Origin of the sequence: Aerophototrophica crusticola (assembly GCF_012913305.1) — a bacterium.
Lineage (GTDB): Bacteria > Pseudomonadota > Alphaproteobacteria > Azospirillales > Azospirillaceae > Niveispirillum > Niveispirillum crusticola.
The window spans coordinates 966,643-986,519 of sequence record NZ_CP051775.1 but is presented as its reverse complement, the minus strand read 5'-3'; the positions used below and the strand labels follow the sequence as shown (position 1 = coordinate 986,519).

The 19,877-nt window shown below is 72.0% G+C and carries 17 protein-coding genes and 1 pseudogene; 6 read left to right on the top strand and 12 right to left on the bottom strand.

The annotated features are described in order from the left end of the window. Positions 1-9: 9 nt before the first annotated feature. Positions 10-1,371 carry an N-acetylmuramoyl-L-alanine amidase family protein gene (locus HHL28_RS04785; RefSeq protein WP_169654794.1) on the bottom strand — a complete coding sequence of 454 codons (1,362 nt, stop codon included), beginning with the start codon at positions 1,369-1,371 and terminating at the stop codon, positions 10-12. Between the two features lie 555 nt (positions 1,372-1,926). Between HHL28_RS04785 and HHL28_RS04780 the strand changes: the two genes are divergently transcribed. Beyond that, positions 1,927-5,025, top strand: a complete 3,099-nt coding sequence (locus tag HHL28_RS04780; protein WP_169654792.1) for an Rne/Rng family ribonuclease — start codon at positions 1,927-1,929, stop codon at positions 5,023-5,025. A 157-nt stretch (positions 5,026-5,182) separates the two neighbouring features. On the opposite strand, the gene HHL28_RS04775 is transcribed toward HHL28_RS04780, so the two are convergent. The 6 genes from HHL28_RS04775 to HHL28_RS04750 all read right to left on the bottom strand — a co-directional run bounded on the left by HHL28_RS04775 (position 5,183) and on the right by HHL28_RS04750 (position 9,608). After that, positions 5,183-6,034, bottom strand: a complete 852-nt coding sequence (locus tag HHL28_RS04775) for an EamA family transporter (protein WP_075770126.1) — start codon at positions 6,032-6,034, stop codon at positions 5,183-5,185. Positions 6,035-6,052: 18 nt separating this feature from the next. Next, positions 6,053-6,763 carry a thiaminase II gene (gene tenA, locus HHL28_RS04770; RefSeq protein WP_075770125.1) on the bottom strand — a complete coding sequence of 237 codons (711 nt, stop codon included), beginning with the start codon at positions 6,761-6,763 and terminating at the stop codon, positions 6,053-6,055. Beyond that, entirely contained in the window at positions 6,760-7,074 is a 315-nt protein-coding gene (locus HHL28_RS04765) for a ferredoxin family 2Fe-2S iron-sulfur cluster binding protein (protein WP_075770124.1), read from the bottom strand. Before HHL28_RS04765 ends, tenA begins: the two co-directional genes overlap by 4 nt. 149 nt (positions 7,075-7,223) lie before the next feature. Next, complete coding sequence (locus tag HHL28_RS04760; protein WP_075770123.1) at positions 7,224-7,829, bottom strand: zinc ribbon domain-containing protein; 606 nt, start codon at positions 7,827-7,829, stop codon at positions 7,224-7,226. A gap of 63 nt (positions 7,830-7,892) precedes the next feature. Further along, positions 7,893-8,996 carry a cysteine desulfurase family protein gene (locus tag HHL28_RS04755; RefSeq protein WP_075770122.1) on the bottom strand — a complete coding sequence of 368 codons (1,104 nt, stop codon included), beginning with the start codon at positions 8,994-8,996 and terminating at the stop codon, positions 7,893-7,895. Between the two features lie 141 nt (positions 8,997-9,137). After that, entirely contained in the window at positions 9,138-9,608 is a 471-nt protein-coding gene (locus HHL28_RS04750) for an Rrf2 family transcriptional regulator (RefSeq protein ID WP_075770121.1), read from the bottom strand. Positions 9,609-10,265: 657 nt separating this feature from the next. Here HHL28_RS04750 and HHL28_RS04745 point away from each other — a divergent pair. Continuing rightward, positions 10,266-10,928 carry an alpha/beta hydrolase gene (locus HHL28_RS04745; RefSeq protein WP_075770120.1) on the top strand — a complete coding sequence of 221 codons (663 nt, stop codon included), beginning with the start codon at positions 10,266-10,268 and terminating at the stop codon, positions 10,926-10,928. Between the two features lie 63 nt (positions 10,929-10,991). Here HHL28_RS04745 and HHL28_RS04740 read toward each other — a convergent pair whose 3' ends face one another. Then, entirely contained in the window at positions 10,992-11,336 is a 345-nt protein-coding gene (locus HHL28_RS04740) for a hypothetical protein (RefSeq protein ID WP_075770119.1), read from the bottom strand. A gap of 179 nt (positions 11,337-11,515) precedes the next feature. Between HHL28_RS04740 and HHL28_RS04735 the strand changes: the two genes are divergently transcribed. Then, positions 11,516-12,547: an SPOR domain-containing protein gene (locus HHL28_RS04735; RefSeq protein ID WP_169654789.1), complete on the top strand. Its 1,032-nt coding sequence runs from the start codon at positions 11,516-11,518 to the stop codon at positions 12,545-12,547. Here the strand turns inward: HHL28_RS04735 and HHL28_RS04730 are convergent. The 3 genes and pseudogenes from HHL28_RS04730 to HHL28_RS04720 form a co-directional block, all read right to left on the bottom strand. After that, positions 12,507-12,878, bottom strand: a complete 372-nt coding sequence (locus HHL28_RS04730; protein ID WP_169654786.1) for a hypothetical protein — start codon at positions 12,876-12,878, stop codon at positions 12,507-12,509. The two genes, HHL28_RS04735 and HHL28_RS04730, sit on opposite strands and share 41 nt — an antisense overlap. A 50-nt stretch (positions 12,879-12,928) precedes the next feature. Further along, positions 12,929-13,111: pseudogene (locus tag HHL28_RS18345) on the bottom strand (hypothetical protein); the annotation flags it as partial. A gap of 680 nt (positions 13,112-13,791) precedes the next feature. After that, on the bottom strand, positions 13,792-14,721 hold the full coding sequence (locus HHL28_RS04720) for a glycosyltransferase family 9 protein (protein ID WP_075770116.1): 930 nt from the start codon (positions 14,719-14,721) through the stop codon (positions 13,792-13,794). Positions 14,722-14,944: 223 nt separating this feature from the next. Between HHL28_RS04720 and HHL28_RS18340 the strand changes: the two genes are divergently transcribed. Then, positions 14,945-15,418, top strand: a complete 474-nt coding sequence (locus HHL28_RS18340; protein ID WP_404326528.1) for a hypothetical protein — start codon at positions 14,945-14,947, stop codon at positions 15,416-15,418. Then, complete coding sequence (ygfZ, locus tag HHL28_RS18335; RefSeq protein ID WP_404326526.1) at positions 15,334-15,795, top strand: CAF17-like 4Fe-4S cluster assembly/insertion protein YgfZ; 462 nt, start codon at positions 15,334-15,336, stop codon at positions 15,793-15,795. The genes HHL28_RS18340 and ygfZ overlap by 85 nt, the downstream gene beginning before the upstream one ends. A gap of 242 nt (positions 15,796-16,037) precedes the next feature. Here ygfZ and HHL28_RS04710 read toward each other — a convergent pair whose 3' ends face one another. Continuing rightward, positions 16,038-17,045, bottom strand: coding sequence for a glycosyltransferase (locus tag HHL28_RS04710; protein ID WP_075770114.1), 1,008 nt, complete (start codon positions 17,043-17,045; stop codon positions 16,038-16,040). 135 nt (positions 17,046-17,180) lie between these two features. Here HHL28_RS04710 and HHL28_RS04705 point away from each other — a divergent pair, with 135 nt between their 5' ends. Then, complete coding sequence (locus tag HHL28_RS04705) at positions 17,181-19,847, top strand: HAMP domain-containing protein (RefSeq protein WP_075770113.1); 2,667 nt, start codon at positions 17,181-17,183, stop codon at positions 19,845-19,847. The last annotated feature ends 30 nt before the right edge of the window (positions 19,848-19,877 follow it).

Below are 19,877 nucleotides of genomic sequence, written 5' to 3'. Positions count from 1 at the left end.
ATGGCCTGCTCATGACCGGCCGGAGGACACGCCCCGGCCGAAATAGCCGTCTACCGCCCGGGCCAGGGACGCGGCAAGCCGCCGTTGGTGGGCGCTGCTGGTCAGCAGCCTTGCGTCCTTCGGATGGGAGAGGTAGCCCATTTCCACCAGCACCGACGGCACGTCCGGCGCGGTCAGCACCGCGAAGCCGGCGGAACGCAGCGGCGACGGCAGCACCGTCACCTGCGGGTCCATCCTGTCCACCAGCAGGTTTGCGAAGCGGCGGGACTCGTTCATCGTGTCGCGCTGGGCCAAGCCGATCAGGATGTTGACCACCTGCTTGGGCTGGTCGGACAGGTCCAGCCCGACGATGGCGTCGGACCGGTTCTCCCGCTGGGCCAGCATCTCCGCCTCCCGGTCGGAGGCCTTGTCGGACAGGGTATAGACGGACAGGCCCCGCACCTCCGACCGGCCGATGCTGTCGGCATGCAGGCTGATGAACAGGTCGGCCCCCTGCTCCCGCGCGATGCCGACCCGGTCGCGCAGGGGGATGAAGCTGTCCCCGTCGCGGGTCAGGGTGACGCGGTAGCGCTTGGTGGCCAGCAACTGCTGGCGCAGTTCCCGCGCCATGGCCAGGGTGATGTCCTTCTCCCTCTTGCCGTTCACGGCGATGGCCCCGGGGTCCTGGCCGCCATGGCCGGCATCGATGACGATCATGGGCTTCTGCCGCTCCGCCGGCTTGCGCGGCGGGACGGGAACGGGGGCGGCGAGGCCGGCGGCGGCGATGGCCTTCGGCGTGGCGGGGACCGCCTGGTCCCGCACCTCCGGCACCGGCGGGGCGAGCGGCACGGTCAGGGCCGCCAGGGTACCGAGCGGCTTGCCCTCAAGGCTGCCGTCGCCGGGCGCCAGGTCCAGGATGAAGCGGGGCGGGCGGCCGTCGCGGGGCGGGATCACCTCCGCCGAGGCCACGCGAACCGGCCCCGTGGTGGCCAGCAGCAGCCGCAGACGACCCTTGGCCGTGGGGTCCTTGATGATGGCGGAGACGAGGCCCTTGCCGGCGGGCAGGCTCGGCACGGACCAGGCCAGGTCCGGCAGGTCCAGCCGGACGCGCCAGGGGTCCCGCTGCACCTCCACCCGGAAATCCGTGTCACGGGTGAGGTCCAGGACGAAGCGGGTCTTGTCGGGGTGGGCGCCGAGCCGGGCATCCAGGACCGCGGCGGTGGACGGCACGGCGGGCATGGCAGCGGTCTGTACCGGTGCCACCGCGGGTTGCCGCACGTTCCCGGCCGCCGCCACGGGACCGGCCGACAGGGCGGCGCAGGCCAGGGCCAGCAGCCCGGCCCTGATCCCCGCCAGCAGGCGGCGCGCGCGATGTCCCAGGCCGGATACCACCCGGAGGCCCCCGAATCAGGTGACGGCGGTGAGCCGCCCTTACCGCTTATACTTTCCAGGAATCAGGCACTTCAAGGGCGTTCATGAGTCCGCGTCTCATCCGGACCACAGTCGCCGCGGCTGTGGCGGCCCCGCATCACGACAATCGATGGGATAGAGCGATCGGGACAAATTCTTTCATTGTGGAAGTGGGTATGGATGTTTATCCTCCCCAACCGCGACAACCGCACCCTGCCACCGCGCCCCTTTCCGGGGCGCCGGCGTCGCCCCCGGGACCCGTGCTGCCGGCCGTATGCGCCCGCCTCGCGACCAGAGGGTTGAGGCGCTTCAGGGCCCGCGGTGCTGTGGAAACCACGAGGTTGGTTCCGTCCCCGCCCTGCGGGTCCGGGCCCGGCCGCGGCGGCCCCCGGCCCGTCCTGGCCGCTTCGCCTTCGGGGGGAGCGCCGTTCGACAGGCCACAAAGGTCCCGCGCCGACATGCCTCGCACCAGACGGTGGCTACTGCCGGCTGGCCCGTTCGTCGCGCGGGTCGCCGGTCAGGCCACGGGGACGACATATGGCCAAGCGTATGCTTGTGGACGCCACGCATCCGGAGGAGACCCGGGTTGTCGTGGTGAATGGGAACCGGTTGGAAGAGCTGGACTTCGAGACAGCCTCCCGGAAGCAGCTCAAGGGCAACATCTATCTCGCCAAGGTGATCCGCGTGGAGCCGTCGCTCCAGGCCGCCTTCGTGGAGTATGGCGGGAACCGGCACGGTTTCCTGGCCTTCAGCGAGATCCATCCCGACTATTACCGCATCCCGGTCGCCGACCGCGAAGCCCTGATGCGGGAGCAGCAGGAGCTGGAGGATGAGCGGGAGGCCCGGGCACTGGCCCGCGCCGAGCGCGACGCCGACGGCGGCAGCGTCGAGGACCAGCCCGGCGACTTCGAGGTGAGGGACGAGGTTGGCGCCCCCTCCCCCGCCCCCATCCTGGCGGAGGGCGGCGACAGTTCCGCCGGCCAGGACAATGGCGATGCCGGTTATGAGGACAGCGCCGAGCAGGCGGCCGACGACACGGCGGAGCCTGCGGAGGCCGCCGGCGACACTGCCGAGGGCGTGAGCCCCCTGGCCCAGGGGTCCGAGGGCGGGGAGCTGGGTACCTCCTCCCTGTTCCAGCACAGCAACGGCCTGCGCCGCAGCATGCCCGCCGCCGTCGAGGGGCAGGAGACCGTCAGCGAGACGGTGCGCTTCCCCGGCGAGGACGACGTCGAGGAGGACGAGGACGAGGGTCCCGCCAACGGCGAGACCGCCGGGCGTGAGCGCGCCCCCCGCCGCCGGCCCATGAAGTCCTACAAGATCCAGGAAGTCATCAAGCGGCGGCAGATCCTGCTGGTGCAGGTGACCAAGGAGGAGCGCGGCAACAAGGGTGCGGCGCTGACCACCTACCTGTCCCTGCCCGGCCGCTATGCGGTGCTGATGCCCAACACGCCGCGCGGCGGCGGCATCAGCCGCAAGATCACCAACCCGGCCGACCGCAAGCGCCTGAAGGAGATGCTGGAGGAGTTCGACATCCCCACGGGCATGTCGGTCATCCTGCGCACCGCCGGCATCGAGCGCAGCAAACCCGAGGTCCGGCGCGACCTGGAATATTTGATGCGCCTCTGGGACAGCATCCGGGAGACGACGCTGCAATCCGTCGCCCCGGCGCTGATCTATGAAGAGGCGAACCTGATCAAGCGGTCCATCCGCGACCTGTACGCCAACGACTTCGACGAGATCCATGTCGAGGGCGAGGAAGGCTATCGCACCGCCAAGGACTTCATGCGGATGCTGATGCCCAGCCATGCCAAGAAGATCCAGCTCTACAAGGACGAGGCCATCCCGCTGTTCCACCGCTTCCAGGTGGAGGGCGCCATCGAGGCCATGTTCAACCCGGTGGTGCAGCTGAAGTCCGGCGGCTACATCGTCATCAACCAGACCGAGGCGCTGGTCGCCATCGACGTCAACTCCGGCCGCTCCACCAAGGAGCGGAACATCGAGGAGACGGCGCTGAAGACCAACCTGGAGGCCGCGGACGAGGTGGCCCGCCAGTTGCGCCTGCGCGACCTGGCCGGACTGATCGTCATCGACTTCATCGACATGGAGGACAGCCGCAACAACGCGGCCGTCGAGAAGCGCCTGAAGGAGGCCATGCGGGCCGACCGGGCGCGCATCCAGCTGGGCCGCATCAGCGCCTTCGGGCTGCTGGAGCTGTCGCGCCAGCGGCTGCGCCCGTCCTTGCAGGAGATCAACTTCGAGCGCTGCCCGCACTGCCAGGGCACCGGCATGGTCCGGTCGCTGGAGAGCGCGGCCCTGGCCGTGTTGCGCGCCATCGAGGAGGAGGGAATCCGCCGCCGCTCCGCCGAGGTGACGGTGACCTGCGCCACCAGCGTCACGCTCTATATCCTGAACCACAAGCGCGAGGTGCTGGCCGACATCGAGCGGCGGCATGGGCTGCGCGTCTACCTGATGGCGGACGACCACCTGAACGGCCCGGACCACCGGCTGGAGCGGCTGCGCGCCCGCCAGCCCGGTGATGACGTGGCCGCCGCCGCCCCGGTCCAGGCCGAGAAGGTCTTCGCCCAGACCGAGCGCCACCTGGAGGCCGAGGCCGCAGAGGAGGCGATGGACGCCGCCGAGGAGGAAGAGGCCGAGGCTTCTGATGGCGCCCAGGCCGGTGAGGCCAACGGCGGGAACGGCGACCGTGACCGGAGCGGCCGCCGCCGCCGCCGCCGCCGCCGCCGTGGTGGTGAGCGGGGCGATGGTCGCTTCGAGGCGAACGGCGCCGAGGGCAGTGACTCCGAGGCGGATGCCGAGGGGGCCGAGGCGTCGGCCGATGAGGGCCAGGAAGCTTCCGAGGGCGCCGAGGCGCAGGAGGCTGACGAGGGCGCCGTGCCGGGCGAGACCGCAGCCGAGGCGGCGGAGCGCCGTCGTCGCCGTCGCGGCAAGCGCGGTGGTCGCCGCCGTGGCCGCGGCCGGTTCGAGGGTGATGGCGTGTCCGCCGAGGGCGCCGAGGGTGCCGAAGGCGGCGACGAGGGCACAGCGGAGGACGGCGCCGAGCCGGTCGCCGACGATCTGCCCGCCGCCACGGCCGACGTGGCCCCGGTGGTGGAGACGGCCGAGCCGGTGCTCGCCGCCGAAGCTGCCCCGGCCGAGACGGTGACGGAGCCGGTGGCCGAGGCCGCCGCTCCCGCCGAGGAGCCGAAGCCGAAGAAGCGCCCGAGCCGCAGCCGCAAGAAGGTCGCTGAGCCCGCGGCGGAGGAAACGGCCGCCCCCGCGGCCGAGGCCCCTGCCCCGGTCGTCGCCGACGCGGTGGCGTCGGAGGCCCCGGCCGGCGAGGAGCCCGCCCCGGCCAAGCCGAAGCGCCCGAGCCGCAGCCGCAAGAAGGTGGCCCCGGCCGCCGAGGCCCCGGCCGAGACCGCCATCGCCACGGAGACCGTGGCCGTGGCGGAGCCGCCGGCCCCGGAGAACCAGCCGGCCTTCCAGGACGCACCGCCCGACGTGTCGGGTGAGCCGGCCACCGAGCCGCCGGCCCCGGCTGCCGAGGCTGCACCCGAGGAGCCCCCGGCCAACCCCCATGTGGTGGTGAACCCGCCCGTGGAGGCGCCGAAGCGGGGCTGGTGGAGCCGCAAGTAAGCTTGGCCCCGGTACAGTCCGGAATGACGCGACGGGGAGGTGGGCGACCACCTCCCCGTTTCATTTCGGGACTGTAGGTCGGATTAGCGGCCGGGAGGCCGCGTAATCCGACAGGACGCGTCGGTACAGGGGATCGTCGGATTACGGCGCGACGCGCCTAATCCGACCTACGGCACAAGGTCGACCCCAGCGCCGCGGCGCTGACCAGGGCGATGGCGGTCCAGGCCTGGAGGCCCAGCCGTTCCCCTAACAGCAGGAAGCCCACCAGGGCGGCGATGGCCGGTTCGGTACTCAGCAGGATGCCGAACACGGCGGTGGGCACCTGCCGCAGGGCCACGAACTCCAGCATATAGGGCAGCACGGTGGAGAACAGCGCCACCCCCAGCACCAGCAGGATGGTGTGGCTGTCCGTGAGGAAGGATGGGGCCGACCAGAGCCCCACGGGCGCCGTCAGCAGGGCGGAGAAGGCAAGGGCCAGCGCCAAGCCGTCCAGCCCCGGGATCAGCCGCCCGGCCCGGGCCGTCGTCAGGATATAGGCAGCCCACCCGGCTCCGGCCACCAGGGCGAACAGCAGGCCCACGGGGTCCAGGTGCTCCACCCCGGCAAGCGGCGTCAGCAGCAGCACGCCGGCCAGGGCCAGCACGGGCCAGGCGAAGTCCAGCGGCCGGCGGCTGCCCAGCACGGCCACAGACAGCGGCCCCAGGAACTCCACCGCCACGGCCACGCCCAGGGGCAGGCGCGCGATGGCGAGGTAGAAGCTGGCGTTCATCACGGCCAGCGCGGCGCCCAGGGACAGGGCGGCGCGCCACTGTTCCCCCGTCAGCCCCGCGAGGGAGGGCCGGACCAGGGCCAGCAGGATGGCGGCGCCAACGGCGTTGCGCAGGAATGCGAGGCCGAGGATATCCTTCCCCGCCGCCACCTCCTTAGCCAAACCGCCACCGATGGGCGGCAGCAGCAGGGCGAGCAGCACCAGGAATGGGGCTAGCCAGCGCAGGCGGTCAGCAGGCATGGGGGTTCCCCCGGAGGCTCAACCCGCCAGGGTCAGCCCCATCTCCCAGAAGCCGGCCTCCAGGCGGGAGGCGGCATCGAAGGTACGGGTCAGGTCGGCGAAGCGGGCCTCCCCGCCCCGGGCCGAGGACAGGCGGTCCAGCAACTCCACCTGGGCATGGGCCACGGTCCGGTACTCCGGGTCGGCATACATCTCGATCCAGGCGCGGTAGGGGTTGCCGTCCAACCTGGTGGCCGCGTCGGCCAGCAGCCCGGCGGCGATCTCCGCATAGCCGACCACGCAGGGCGCGAGGGCCACATGCAGGTCCAGCAGGTCGCCGGCCATGCCGCGCTCAAGCACGAAGCGGGTATAGGCCAGGGTCGCCTGGGCCTCCGGCGTGGCGGCCATGTCGGCTTCCGACAGGCCCCAGCCGGCGCAGTACTTCACGTGCAGGCCCATCTCCAGGTCCAGGATGGCGGACATGGACCGGGCCGCCGACCGCATGTCCGCCAGACTGTCCGCCTTGTAGGCGGCCAGGGCGTAGGCGCGGGCGAAGTGGATCAGGAACAGGTAATCCTGCACCAGGTAATGGCGGAAGCTGGCTTCCGGCAGGCTGCCGTCGCCCATGCCCTTGACGAAGGGATGGGCGACATAGCTTTCCCAGGACGGCCGCGCCGCGTCGCGCAGGCGCGCGAACAGGCCGCCTGATGTGGCCAGGTCCGGCAGGGCGGCGCCCGCCACGGGGCTCACGACCCGCCGGGCAGCTTCACGGTCAGGCCGTCCAGCTCCTCGGTCATGCGGATCTGGCAGCCCAGGCGGGAGGTCTTGGTCAGGCCGAAGGCGAGGTCCAGCATGTCCTCCTCGTCCTCGCTGGCGTCCGGCAGCAGGTCGTACCACTGCGGGTCCACGACCACATGGCAGGTGGAGCAGGCCAGCGAGCCCTCGCACGCCCCCTCGATGTCGATGTTGTGGCGGCGGGCCACCTCCAGGATCGACAGGCCCAGGGGTGCGTCCACCTCGCGGCGGGTCCCGTCGGTCTCGATGAACACCATCTTCGGCATCGCGCCAGAACTCCCAAACCAGACAACCGGCGGACGTGTCCGCCCCGTGATCGGGGATGTTGTTAGAAGCCCGCCCGCGTCAAGTCCAGTGCCGTTTCAGCGCGGGTCCCCTCTCCGCGGGTGCCTAATTGGCTGGCGGGGCGGCCACGTCAGGCGGAGACGTCGCGCCGCCGGCGGTGGGCCGCCTCCCCCGCCCGCTCCAGCCCCTCCAGCCGTCCGACGAGCATCGCCGCCTGGTCCAGGTCGCCCAGGCGGAAGGCGGTGGAGAGCTGCCGCAGCTCCGTGCCGACGGCGGCGGAGATGCGGGCGGCGACGCGGTCCACGGAGATGGCGTCGGGCGCGATGGCCAGCTCGATCTCCCATTCCGCCAGGGTCGGCCCGGCGGGGCCGGGCTCCAGCCCGTTCAGGCCCAGCAGGGCGCGGGCGCGCAGCAGCGGGTCCAACAGGATCGCGGCGGCGGACCCCACCGCGGTGCGCTGCCGCTCGGCCATGGCCTTTTCCCGCTGGCCCTTGGCCTCGAACCGGGCGGGGTCCAGGATGCGGCGGAAGCCGGTGGCCTGCCGCTCGATGGCGGTGGTTTCCAGGTCGAAGCGGGTCGGCAGGTTCAGCCGGGCGAAGGCGTCCAGGTCCGCCGGCGGCTGCACGCTGCCGCAAGCATGGCAGAACAGGGCGCGGGGGCTGACGCCCTTGCCGCAGAACCAGCAGGGGCCCAGGTCGCCCTGGACGGGCACGGGGCGGGGGCGGTCATTGCTCATGGGCCGGGAGGATGGGCGACCAACGCTCCGATGACAACCGCGCGGACGGCATGGGACATCCCGTCACGCCGCCTTGCGCAGTCCCTTCGCCATGGCGACCCAGGTGCTGGCGAAGCGGTCCAGCTCGGCTTCGGTCGTGGTCCAGCCAAGGCTGACCCGGATGGCAGAGCCCGCCAGGTTAGCCCCGGCCCCCATGGCGGTGAGGACGTGGGAGGCCTTGACCTTGCCGCTGGAACAGGCGGCCCCGCTGCTGACGGCGATGCCGGCCAGGTCGAAGCGCATCAACTGCGTCTCTGCCGGGATGCCGGGCAGGGCAACGCAGGTGGTGTTGGGCAGGCGGGCGGCGGAACGGCCGAAGATGACCGCCTCCGGCACCGCTTCCAGCAGCCGCTCCTCCAGCCGGTCACGCAAGTCCGCCAACCGCGCATAGGCGTCCAGGTCATGCATCGCCGCCTCTGCCGCCGCGCCGAAGCCCGCGATTCCCGCCACGTTCTCCGTCCCCGCCCGCTGCCGCCGCTCCTGCCCGCCGCCGCGCAGGATGGGCTCAAGGCCGACGCGGGGGGCGGCGACCAGGGCGCCGACGCCTTGCGGCCCACCGATCTTGTGGGCGGACAGGGTGAACAGGTCCACACCCAGGGCCATGAGATCCAGCGGCAGCCGCCCGGCCACCTGGACCCCATCGCTGTGCAGGAAAGCACCATGGGCGCGGGCCAGGGCCGCCACGTCGCCCAAGGGTTGGATCACGCCCGTCTCATTGTTTGCCGCCTGGACGGAGACGAGGGCCGGGCCGGGCCCACCGGCCAGCAGGCGGGCCAGCGCGTCCAGGTCGACCAAGCCGTCGGGGTGGACGGGGACTACCTCCACGTCAGGCCGCGCCTCCAGCACGGAGGCATGCTCCGTCGCCAGCACCAGCCGCCGGGCCACGCCCGTGGCGCGGAGGGCGAGGTTGTTGGCTTCCGTCCCGCTGGCGGTGAACACCACCTGCGACGGAGGGACGTTGACCAGCGCCGCCACCCGGGCGCGCGCATCCTCCACCACCCGGCGCGCCCGGCGGCCGAAGCCATGGACCGAGGACGGGTTGCCCGGCAGGTCCAGCGACGCGACAAGCGCCGCCCTGGCCTCAGGCCGGAGCGGCGCCGTCGCGTTCCAATCCAAATAGATACTCATCTCGCCCTCAAGCGCCGGGCGGGCGCATCCGCGGCCAGGCTTGCGCGGCCATGGAGCCGCGGGCCGCCGGTCGGCGGCCTGCCGCTGTCGAGGCGAACCTCGCCAGCGGCTGCCGGCATCCGACCGGGTGCCCTCCCCGCCTCACTCCGCCGGCACGGGGGCGCGGCGGGCGTCCTGGACGATCATCTGGCTGGAAGAGAGCACGCGGCGCTCCACCACGTCGGCCAGGGTGACCGAGGACAGGTACATGTGGATCTGGTTGCCCAACTCCTCCCACAGATCATGGGTCAGGCAGCGGGTCTTGTTGGCGTGGCAGCCGTTGGGGCTGTTGGCGGCGCAGCGGGTGGTGCGGATGGGCTCGTCCACGGCCAGGATGATGTCGCTGATGCGCATCACGTCCGAAGGGTGGGCCAGCAGGTAGCCGCCGCCGGGGCCGCGGACGCTCTTCACCAGCCCGCCCTTGCGCAGCTTCGCGAAAAGCTGCTCCAGGTAGGACAGGGAGATTTCCTGCCGGTCGGCGATCTCCGCCAGGGCCACCGGATGCCCCTTGCTGGACTTCGCCAAGTCTACCATCGCCATGACGGCATACCGACCCTTGGTGCTGAGCCTCACTGTACCCCTCCGTTCATAAGGCCTGGCCATCGGCGCAGGCGCGTTGCCCGTCATTTGCCCATTGTCCCGGCGATCTGCTGCCGCCGGTTGCCCCGGGACGCGGCCCCGTGCAGGGCCCGGCCCGACGGACCACCCCGCCACACCCAGACAGGGAAAATCCGCAAACCCTCAGGCGCCAGAGATGGAGTGACGCCCCAACCCCGGCAAGGCCCTTCACGGCGCTCGGAAAACCTGTCCGACAGGCGGTCATGACGCCCCGTCCCCAGGTCCCCCGCGCACCGGTACGGCCCGGCCCCGGTGACCTTCGCGGCCACCACGCGAAGAGGCTTGAATAGGCTGCCACCCGCTGTGGTATAGTCCGCGCCCTGTCCGGGCGGGTCACCCCACCGCGGACAGAAGTGGGTACCTGCGGGACACCGCTGAAAGCCTGGGCGTTTGTCGCGCCTGCGGCCGCCAGCCATGTCCCCCGACACCCCTAGGGTGCGATATAAGAAGACCTACCAGGAGGGTCAAGTATTCCACCTCCCAGTTTTTTTCCTGGCCTTTCGGCCATTTACCGAACATTTCGGCGGCCGGACCAATTGCTCCGGGCCAAGCCGCTGCCATGCCAGATCCATGCCCGCCCGGACGGGCGGCCCGACGCGGGACCGGTGAACAATGCCTGACGTGATCATCAACGGGCCGGCCGGCCGCATCGAAGGCCGCTACACGCACGCCAAGGGCCCGAACGCGCCCATCGCGCTGCTGCTCCAGCCACACCCGCAGCATGGCGGGACGATGAACAATCGCGTCGTCTACACCATGTTCCACGCCTTCACGAAGCGCGGCTTCTCCGCCCTGCGCTTCAACTTCCGGGGCGTTGGCCGCAGCCAGGGCACCTACGACCGGGGTGAGGGGGAGTTGTCCGACGCGGCTTCCGCGCTAGACTGGCTGCAGACCTACAACCCCAACGCCTCCTCCTGCTGGATCGGCGGCTTCAGCTTCGGCGCCTGGATCGGCATGCAGTTGCTGATGCGCCGTCCGGAGATCGACGGGTTCATCAGCGTGGCCCCGCCGGCCAACATGTTCGACTTCAGCTTCCTGGCCCCCTGCCCCGCCTCGGGCCTGATCGTCCATGGCGACCGGGACGATATCGTGCCGGAGGCCAGCGTGCAGCGGCTGGTGAACAAGCTGTCCCACCAGCGGGACATCCGCATCGCCTACCAGAAGCTGGAGGGTGCCAACCACTTCTTCACGGAGCGGGCGGACGATTTGGGCAAGATCGTGGACGACTACCTGGACACCGCCCTGGGCCGGCCCATGCCGGCGGTGGCAGAGTAAGCATCCGCTTGAACCGGAAGGGCACGGGGGCCGCGGCTCCCGTGCCCTTTTTCTTTGCCGGGATCAGTGGTCGGAGCCCTGGAGGATCTGGCGGCGCATGCCCGTCTCATACTCCAGGCCCGCCCGGGTCAGCACCACGCTGATGGGGAAGTTGCCGCGGATCAGGCCCTTGCGCTCCAGCACCGCCCAGGGGGCGGGGTTGCGCAGGCCGGTGGCATCCTGGGCATAGACCAGCCAGGGGCCCAGGTGGAAATGGTTGCCATGGGCGGTGAAGGGCATCTCCAGCACCTCCACCTCCCCGTCGCCGGCCGGACGGGCGATCTCCTCGAACTCGGCCAGGGCCTGGAACAGGGTCAGGGTCTTGAGCTGGAGGGGGTTCAGGTTCAGCGGGTTCTTCTTGGCGGCCATGGGCCCTCCGGCGCGGTCGGTCGATGTGGGGATGGGTTGAACCGCGTCCGGGACCCCGCCGTCAAGGACTGGCGCGCCACTTGCCCGCGAAAGGGGTGCGCTACCTCCAACGGGCTTTGCCGGGGCGTGCCGGTCCGGCATGTTAGGGGCCGGTCGCCCCACCACCGATGGTCCCGCCCATGTCCCGCCTGGTCCCCATGTTGCTGCTTGCCGGCCTGGTCGCCTGGGGCGCGGCACCGCCTGTGCGGGCGGACCTGGATGTCGGGCGGAAGGCGTTCGCGGCAGGGGACCTCACCACAGCCCACAAGGCCTTCCTGGCCAGCGCGGAAGCCGGCGACCCCACCGGCCAGTTCCTGGTCGGCCAGATGCTGCTGCAGGGCCGCGGCGTGGACAAGGACCCGGCGGCGGGCCTGGTCTGGCTGGAGAAGGCTGCCGCCTCGGGCCATGTGGGGGCGATGAGCGCGGCCGGGACCCTTTACGCCTTCGGGGAGGAGGTGCCGGCGGATTATGCCAAGGCCCTGGCCCTGCTGGTCCCCGCGGCGGAGGCGGGGGATGCCAATGCCCAGAACAACGCGGCCACCCTGTTCTATTTCGGCCTGGGCACGCCCAAGGACCTGACCGAAGCCCTGCGCTGGGCCATCCTGGCGGAACGGCAGAATGTGGTCACCGCCATTCGCCTGCGCAGCGAGATCGAGGCCGAGGCGAGCCCGGCCATGAAGGCGGAGGCCCTTCGCCGGTCGAACCAGCCGCTGAAGGGCCCGCCGCGGCCCGCCGCTGTCGCCCAGGTGCCGGCCAGGCCTGCCCCCCAGGCCGTCGCCTCGCCCCCTCCCCCCGCCGCGGCGCCGCCGAGGCCGGAACCTGAGCCATTGGTCGTCCCCACGCCCCGGGAAGCCGGACCGCCCCCGGCCCCTGTCCCGGCGGCGCCCGCCCCGGCACCGACACCGCCGCCCCAACCCGCCGCCGGTGCCTGGGCCGTGCAGCTCGCGGCCTTGCCCAGCCGGGCGGAGGCGGAGAAGGAATGGCAGGCCCAGCGTCGGCGGCTGGCGGCCGTGCTGGGCGACCGGGAGGCCGGCTTTGCCCAGGTGGACCTGGGGGCGAAGGGCGTCTACACACGCATCCTGCTGGGCGGGTTGCCGGACAAGGCGGCGGCCGAGGATCTGTGCCGCCGGATCAAGGAAGCGGGCGGGGACTGCCTGGTGCGGAAGCCGTAAGCCCCGGCCGCTCCGCCACGCCCACGAACAGGAAGCCGGCCAGCAGCAGGGTGCAGACCCACCAGGTCTGCCACGCCCCATAGGCGAAGCAGGCCACCAGCACCGACGAGCCATAGCAAGCCAGGGCAAAGGCGCGGGGTGCCCGGGGCAGGCGGCCGATGCGGGCCAGGAGCACGACGCCGAACCACGCCAGCAGGGCGGACCCCACCCAGCCCAGTTCCAGCCGCGCCTGGAGGAACAGGTTGTGCGGGTGCAAAGGCATGACCGGCCGCTCCAGCGCCAGACCTTCCGTGACCCGGTTGCCCTCCGGGATGGCGCGGGAGGCGTCCAACCCCAGCCGAACCAGGGCCGCTCCGTCGCCCGCTCGGCGGCGAACTGCCAGATGTCGATGCGGTGGGCGAAGCTGAAGGGGAAGTCGGGATGCTTCTCCAACCCCAGCCCCGCCAGCAGGCCCGCGACGGGCACGCAGAACAGGAACCCGCCCACCAGCAGGGCGGCCAGCAGCCACACGGCCAACCGTGGCCGATACCAGGCGAGGGGCAGCAGCAGCAGCCCGCCCGCCATTCCCGCCACCGCGGAGGCGCTGGGCGTGGCCAGGGTCAACAGGCCATAGGCGGCCGGCAGCAGGAAGGCGGCCCACGCCCTGCCCTGCTGCCAGAGCAGCAGCGCCACCGGCCAGACCAGGACGGTGAAGATGACCGACGGCCGGTTCAAGGCCCGTTCCTGCGCCACCTTCGTGCCCTCCAGCCACTTGGCCAGGTGGTACAGGGGCTGTCCGAACAGGCTTTCCACGGCATAGAGACCCAAGCCGATGGCGAAAGCCACCACCACCACCCGGCGGAGTCGGCACCGTTGCCCGTTCCCCAGGGCCCAGATCCCGCCCATCAGCAGGAAGCCGGGTACCAGTTCGTACACGAAGGTGATGGATTGGGCCAAGCCGTCCATGGGGACGGGTGTCCAGGCGATGCTGACGGTGCCCAGGGCCCAGAACAGGGCCAGGGGCAGCAGCATGTCCCGCGGAAGGGGCGGAAGCCGGCGGGTCCGCCAGAGCACCAGCCCCCCGGCCAGGACCGCCAGCGTGATCAGCAGGGGCGCCATGCCCAGGGGCACCAGCGGTGCCAGGATGGCGAGGCCGGGGGCCAGCAGGCCCATGACCAGGGGCAGGAAGGGCGGCGCGAAGCTGTCCACTGCCGGCGGCAACGCGTCCGGGCGGGGCTGCGGCCGGTCCTCCTGGAGGGGGGCCGTCACCATGCGGCCAGTTCCGGCGTCCGCGCCAGCAGGCCGAGGGCGGCCTGCTCCACCTCCTCCACCGTGATACGGCGCATGCGGTCCTCCGGCGTGTCCCCCTCGACCCGGGGGGCCAGCACGTAACGGCAGTGCTCGCCCCAAGGGCCATAGGTCTCCACCGGGGTGGGGCCGAAGACGCCCAGCGTGGGCGTGCCCACCGCCGCGGCCACATGCATCAGGCCGGAATCATTGCCGACGAACAGCCGCGCCCGGGCCACGCAGGCCCCGGCCAGCAAAGGGTCCGTCCTGCCCACCAGGTTGATGGCCCGGTCGCCCAGCCGGTCCAGGACGGGGCGGCAGCGCTGCTCCTCCCCCGGGCCGGCCAGCACCACCACCCGCGCCCCGGCCAGGGGGGTGCCCGGGGCGGTCAGCCGTTCAGCCAAGTCGGCATAGCGCTCGGCAGGCCATTCCTTGCCGGTCCAGTTGGCCGCCGGGCCCAGGGCCAGGAAGTTGCCCGGCCCCAGGCGGGCCGCGGCCTCCCGCTGGGTCTCCGCATCCAGCCAGAGGCGGGGGGACGGCGGCGGGTCCACGCCCAGCACGCCCGCCAACTCCGCCACCTTGTGCAAACCGAGCTTTCGATTTCGAAAGATGGCCCGCCGCCGGGCGGGGATAAGGCGGGAGACGGCGCTGTCCCGGAGGTCCACCACCAGATCCCAGCGGGTACCCACCACCTGCGCCCACAACTCCAGCCAATGGCCGGACCAGCGGCGCTTGCGCAGGGGGATCAGCCTGGCCAGGCGCGGCACGGTGCGGAACAGGGGCGCCGGGATCGGGCCGCAGGCGACGGTGAATCGGGCCGCGGGCAGCGTGTCCACCAGATGGCCGAGCAGCCCCGTGGTCAGGACCGCGTCGCCCAGGCGGTTCGAGGTGATGAAGAGGACGTCCACCGGCAGCAGGCCATCGGGTTGGGATCGGGGCAGTCAAGCCCCCCGAAGGCCGCTTATAGACGCCGGCCCGCGCCCTTGCCAAGGCGGGCAGGTGCGACTCGCCGCAGGGCGGCCTTGCCGTGCCGATGGGGAGCGCCTACGTCTGGGGACCATCCCCCTTCCGTGCAGCCGGCCCCCGACCATGAGCGAGTCGTCCCGTCCCCCGGTATCCACCCTCGTTCCCTTGGCCGACCGCGGGGTGCTGGCCCTGTCGGGGCCGGAGCGGGTGGCGTTCCTGCAAGGGCTGGTCAGCAACGACGTGGCCAAGCCCGACCGCGCCGTCTGGGCCGCCCTGCTGACGCCGCAGGGCAAGTACCTGCACGATTTCTTCGTGGTGCCGGACGGGGAACGGCTGCTGCTGGAGTGCGAGGCAGGCCGGCGGGACGACCTGTACCGGCGCCTGCGCATGTACAAGCTGCGCAGCAAGGTCGAGCTGGCGGATGTGACCGACCAGTTCGCGAGTTTCGCCGTGATCGGTGATGGTGCCACGGAAGCGGTGGGGCTGGCCGGCGAGCCGGGGACCGTGGCGGCGTTCGCGGGGGCGTGGCCTATGCGGACCCGCGGCTGGCCGGGTTGGGCGCACGCCTGCTGCTGCCCGCCGGCGCTACGCCCGATCTGGCCCAGGGGAGCTTCGCCGATTGGGACCGGCTGCGCCTGATGCTGGGCGTGCCGGACGGCAGCCGCGACCTGGTGGTGGACAAGTCCATCCTGCTGGAGAACGGCTTTGACGAGTTGCGCGGCGTGGCCTGGGACAAGGGCTGCTATGTGGGCCAGGAGCTGACCGCCCGGACCAAGTACCGTGGCTTGGTCAAGAAGCGCCTGCTGCCCGTGGCGGTGCAAGGTCCCCTGCCCCCGCCGGGCACGTTGGTCATGGCCGGGGAGCGGGAGGCCGGGGAGGTGCGCAGCGGGGCGGACGGCCTAGCCCTCGCCCTGGTCCGGCTGGACGCGCTGGAGGCCGACCTGACCGCCGGGGAGGCGCGGCTGGTGCCGCAGGTGCCCGAGTGGGTTCGGCTGCCGGAGAAGGCAGGGGCGTAGGTCGGGTCAGCGAAGCGTAATCCGACGTCTCATACCAGGCGAATGAGCTTTTGACTCATGCGCCTGGAGGCCGGCGACCGCCGGCCCGCGGGCCCGTGCCCGCGTGAGCCAAGCCCGCGGATGCGGGCGCCCGGCGCCTGAGGGGGCCGTTGATCGGTCACGATCAACGGCCACTGGTATCAGATGACCGAAGGCCGGATGGCGGATTCGGCGTTGGCCGTCGGATTACGGCGCTGGCGCGCCTAATCCGACCTACGAAGCCCTTGGTAGACTTCATCCAATCCAACCAGATGCCGCTCCATGGACCAGCGGGACAGGTCGGGGCGGTGCTTGGTCAGGCTTTGGCTCAGCCGGGCGGCCAATGCCGACGTTAGGGCGTCCACGTCGCCCGGCGGGACCAACCCGCCAGGGCCAAGGGTGGCCCGGGCGCCCTTCGTGTCCGTCGCGACCACGGGCAGTCCGGCGTCAAGCGCCTCCAGCGCCACGAGGCCGAAGGGTTCCTCCCGTGAGGGGAAGGCGAACAGGTCGAAGGCCTGATAGAGCGACGCGGCATCGTCGCGGAAGCCGGCGAACCGGATGCGCGGGTCCCCTTGGGCCAGGGATTCCAGCTCCGCCCGTTGTGGCCCCTGCCCCACCAAGGCCAGCCGCAGATGGTCGCCGGGCAGGCGGCGGAAGGCTTGGACCAGGGTGTCGAAGCCCTTCACCGGGATCAGCGCACCAACGGCCCCCAGCAGGGCCGTGCCCGGCCCAGCACCCAGTTCAGCGCGCAAGGCGGCTACCTGCCCGGGCGTCAGTGGCAAGGCGGGCTTCACCCACAGGTCCAACCTGTGGATCGACCCGGTGAAGCCCTTGGCCCGCGCGTCCTCCGCCTGCCAGCCCGTCGGCGCCACCAGCGCGTCCTGGCGGCGGTACCAGGCGGGGCGGTAGTCCAAATGCATGGTGGCCAGCCGCGGCCAGCGCCGCAGCCAAGCGCCCGCCACCTTGCCTGCCCGCCCGCCATGGCTGTGCACCACGTCAGGCCGAAAGGCCCGCGCCGCCCGCCAACTGTCCCAGCCCAGGAGCGACGGCCGAACCAGCCGCACCGGCACGGCCGGGTCCAGGGCCCGCATGATGGAGGCGCCGTCCTCCTCATGATCGGCGCGCAGCAGCAGCAGCAGGTCATGCCGCCCCGCCTGGCCGTTGGCGAGGTCGGCCACGTGCCGCTCGGCCCCGCGGAAGTTGCGGGAAAAGATCATCTGCAGGACGCGCATGGCCTCCTGCCTGCCAGATGCGCCCCCTTTCGTCCAGACCCGGGGCGGCCCTGACCGAACGAAAGGATGATGAGGGGGCAACAATTTGTTAGCGTCTCCGCGGTACACCACAAGATCGGTTACAGGGGGGCGGACATGGACCGGGGCAAGGCATCGCGGCTGTCCTCGCTGCGCGGCCTCAGCGCGGCGATCACGGTCGTCGCCGTCCTGGTGGTGGGGGGCTTGGCCGCCGCGGCCGCCTTCCACCTGGCTTGGTTCGGCAAGGTGCAATCCGCCCTGCTGGAGACGCCGGGGGACGCCCAGGCCAAGGCCCGGCTGCTGGACGGGGTGCGCGACCGGCTGGGCCATGGCGGATTCCTGCAAAACCTGGCCCTGTTCGCGGAGACAGGCTCCGCCGACGCCAAGGCGGCCATGGGCAAGGACCTGGAGGCAGCCGAGCAGTCCCTGCGCGGCTTCGAGGCGACCCGCCTGACGCCCACCGAGTCGCAGCTCGCCGCCGACTTGAAGCGCCTGCTGGAGACCTACCGCCAGGCGTTGGCCGCCGCGGGGGACAGGCCGCAGGCCCTGGGCGGGGGCACCGGCGTCGCCCTGCTGACCCGCCACGCCGCCCTGGCCGACCGCATCGCGGAGCTGCGCCGCGCCCAATCGGTGCTGGCGCTGGACCGGCTGGAAGCCACCGCCGCCCGCGGCTTCTGGCTGGGCACCGGCGCGGTGGCGGCCTTGTTGGCCCTGCTGGCCGCCGTGCTGGTGCTGGTGCATGCCCGCGTGCTGCGGCCGTTGGCGGAGCTGGGCACAAGCGTGGCCGCCGTGGCGAAGGGTGACTGGCGCAGCCCCGTCTGGGGGACGACGCGCGGGGATGAATTCGGGGAACTGGCCCGGGCGGTGGACGGCTTCCGCGAGGCGGCGGCTGAGGTGCCGGACATTTCCGTCCTCACCGACGGCGGGCGGATGCGGCTGAAGTTCGAAGGGGACTATGCCGACCTGTTCGAGGCCCTGTCGGCCCGGCTGCGCGGCGCCGGCGGCACCCTGGCGGTGCTGGGCACCGACGTGGGCCGTATGGTCACTGACACCAAGACCCAGCTCACCGACACGCTTTCCCAGGTGAACAACCTCTGCACCGCCGCCGTGCGCACGGTGAGCGAGAGCAACCGCGAGGTCCGGCAGGCCACGGAAATCCTGGCCCACGCCGTGTCCCGCATCCGCGCCTTCGAGGCGGAGGGGCCGGGCGGCGGGCTGGACGGGGTCGTGGAGACCCTGCGCCGCCATGCCGACACGCTGGCGGAGACCCTTTCCACGGCCGGGGAGCAGGTGGACAGCACCATGCGCAGCCTGTCCGGCAGCGACGGCCAGATGCGGGCCGCCAGCGCCCAGGCGCGGGAGGCCGCCCAGGGCCTGATGGCCAGCATGGGTGAGGCGCAGTCGCACCTGCTGAGCGCCGTGAAGCTGCTGAAGGCCTCTGGCGAGCTGCTGTCCAATTCCGCCGAGCAGACCGGCAACCGCCTGGCCCGTGCGGCGGAGGCGGTGGACGCAGGCGAGAAGGCCCTGGTGGCGGCCCTGGGTGCCGCCACGGAGCGGTTGGACAGCGCCACGGCCCAGGCCAGCGCCCGGCTGGAGGATGCGGGCACCCAGGTGGCCCGGGCCGCCGACCTGCTGGAGGACCGCACCGCCGGCCTGAACGACCGCTTCGACATCGCCCTGGACGGCATGGCCCGGGCGCAGACCATCATGGAATCCTCCGCCGACCTCGCCACCCACAAGCTGGAACCGCTGGCGGACCAGATGGAGCAGGTGCAGGCTGGGTACGAGGCGCTGCTGGGCGACATCTCCGCCCGGTCGGGGGAGATGGCGGACGCGGTGGATGCCCTGCGCCGTACCGGCCAGGACCTGCGGGCGGAGTTCGAGCGGCGCAAGGTGGAACCCGGCCAGCAGGAGGCCATGGCGGACCTGCTGGCCCGCATGCGCGGCAGCGCCGCCCAGATCGCCGACCGGGTGCAGGAAATCGGCGGCACGGCCCAGCGCCTGGCCCAGACCCTGGCGGGCGGCGTGGACGATGCCACGGCCCGCCTGCGCGACGTGACGGGCGACCTGCGGCAGGAAGCCCGCAGCCTGATGGCCGGCGCCACGGAGGCGACCGACGCCCTGGCCCGCACCGCCGTGCGGCAAGAGCAGGTGGTGGAGGGGCTGAAGTCCCTGTCGGATGAGCTGGCGGCACGGCGGGAGGACGGCACGCCCGAACGGCTGCTGGAGGTGGCGGCGGGCCTCAGCGCTGCAACAGACGCGGTGCATGCCCTGGTGGCCAGCACGGACAGCCGGGAGGCGGACAGCGTGCGCGACGCCCTGGCCCTCGTGGCCAGCCTGAAGGACCGTCTGGACCATGTGGAGGGCGTGGCCGCCGGGCTGGGGGCGGCGACGGAGGCCGTCCACGCCCTGATCGCGTCCGGTGAGGAAAAGCGGGGGGCGGAGGAGCTGGCCGCCATCGCGGAGGCCCTGCGCGACCGCTTGGCGGCGGTGGAACGGCTGGGCGAGCGGCTGGACGGCAGCGCCGACGCGGTGAAGCTGCTGGTGGAGGCCAACCGCCAGCGGGAAAGCACCGATCTGGCGGTCATCACCGACCTGGCCCAGAACCTGCGGGAGCGGGTGCTGCGGCTGGACGGGCTGTCGGTGGACCTGTCCCGCTCCATCGACGGGCTGCGCAACGCCAACCGCCAGTCAGAGGCGGCCAATGCCCAGGCCACCCGCGACCTGGGCAACCGGCTGGCCCAGATCGCCGAGCAGCTTCGCGGCAGCGCAGTGGGGATGTGACCCTTTCGCGCGCACGCCCCGCGGGAATAA

Coding starts and splice junctions, on each gene's coding strand:
- HHL28_RS04710 (WP_075770114.1), bottom strand. CDS start 17,045: ATGCGCGTCCTGCAGATGATCTTTTCCCGCAACTTCCGCGGGGCCGAG.
- HHL28_RS04755 (WP_075770122.1), bottom strand. CDS start 8,996: ATGAGTATCTATTTGGATTGGAACGCGACGGCGCCGCTCCGGCCTGAG.
- HHL28_RS04735 (WP_169654789.1), top strand. CDS start 11,516: ATGTCCCGCCTGGTCCCCATGTTGCTGCTTGCCGGCCTGGTCGCCTGG.
- HHL28_RS04765 (WP_075770124.1), bottom strand. CDS start 7,074: ATGCCGAAGATGGTGTTCATCGAGACCGACGGGACCCGCCGCGAGGTG.
- HHL28_RS04705 (WP_075770113.1), top strand. CDS start 17,181: ATGGACCGGGGCAAGGCATCGCGGCTGTCCTCGCTGCGCGGCCTCAGC.
- HHL28_RS04780 (WP_169654792.1), top strand. CDS start 1,927: ATGGCCAAGCGTATGCTTGTGGACGCCACGCATCCGGAGGAGACCCGG.
- HHL28_RS04745 (WP_075770120.1), top strand. CDS start 10,266: ATGCCTGACGTGATCATCAACGGGCCGGCCGGCCGCATCGAAGGCCGC.
- HHL28_RS04740 (WP_075770119.1), bottom strand. CDS start 11,336: ATGGCCGCCAAGAAGAACCCGCTGAACCTGAACCCCCTCCAGCTCAAG.
- HHL28_RS04760 (WP_075770123.1), bottom strand. CDS start 7,829: ATGAGCAATGACCGCCCCCGCCCCGTGCCCGTCCAGGGCGACCTGGGC.
- HHL28_RS04775 (WP_075770126.1), bottom strand. CDS start 6,034: ATGCCTGCTGACCGCCTGCGCTGGCTAGCCCCATTCCTGGTGCTGCTC.